The 699-nt window shown below is 47.4% G+C and carries 1 protein-coding gene; it reads left to right on the top strand.

Annotated elements, in window-relative coordinates; genetic code table 11:
- The first annotated feature begins 105 nt into the window (after positions 1 to 105).
- On the top strand, positions 106 to 600 hold the full coding sequence (locus JIN87_RS27980; protein ID WP_200360052.1) for an NUDIX domain-containing protein: 495 nt from the start codon (positions 106 to 108) through the stop codon (positions 598 to 600).
- The last annotated feature ends 99 nt before the right edge of the window (positions 601 to 699 follow it).

The raw sequence follows: 699 nt of genomic DNA on the forward strand, positions 1-699 counted from the left end.
CCCAAGAAATTCGGCCTCAACAAAACTAAAAATATTACATAACCAATCGGCTCACACAACGAGCGCAAGCGCTCGCCGTGTGGCCTCGACGTTCGGCAAAAATAGATGATCTCTGAATACTACTCTAGCATTCGAAACCGCATTGGCAGTGACCTTTTGCTAATTCCCTCTGTTGCCTGTCTAGTACGAGACTCGGAAGGGAAGCTCCTACTACAGAGAAAGAACGACGGAACTTGGAGTCTACCAGCCGGAGCCATCGAGCCAAACGAGGCACCGAGAACGGCAGCGTTCAGAGAATTAAAAGAAGAGACCGGAATCGAAGCGACGAGACTGGAACTAGTCGACGTTTACGGAGGAAGCGATTTTAGATACACCTACCCAAATAGTGATGAAGTTGAATATACGGTAGTGGTTTTTGCGTGTGAAGGGACCATTTCTTCAGATCAAGTTATCGATGAAGAAACGAAAGAACTAAGATACTTCTCTGAAGAAGACTTTCCTGGTCTAGAGCTTCCATTTCCACTGAACGTTTTGTATCCAAAAGAAACAAACCAGCCGAACCAGGCGCTGCAGACAACGAGCGCAAGCGCTCGCGTCTGAGCTTGGCGATATGTGAAGAAAGATGAGATGTGACTGTTCCAGTCTAGCCACGGTTCTCTACCTCGATCGAGCCCCGCAAAGATTTGAGAAGAAACTCAA

Source organism: Pelagicoccus mobilis (assembly GCF_016595505.1).
In the GTDB taxonomy this organism is placed as follows: domain Bacteria; phylum Verrucomicrobiota; class Verrucomicrobiia; order Opitutales; family Opitutaceae; genus Pelagicoccus; species Pelagicoccus mobilis.

What these genes read in the sequence shown, in the direction of transcription:
- JIN87_RS27980 (WP_200360052.1), top strand. Translation starts at nt 106, where the DNA reads ATGATCTCTGAATACTACTCTAGCATTCGAAACCGCATTGGCAGTGAC.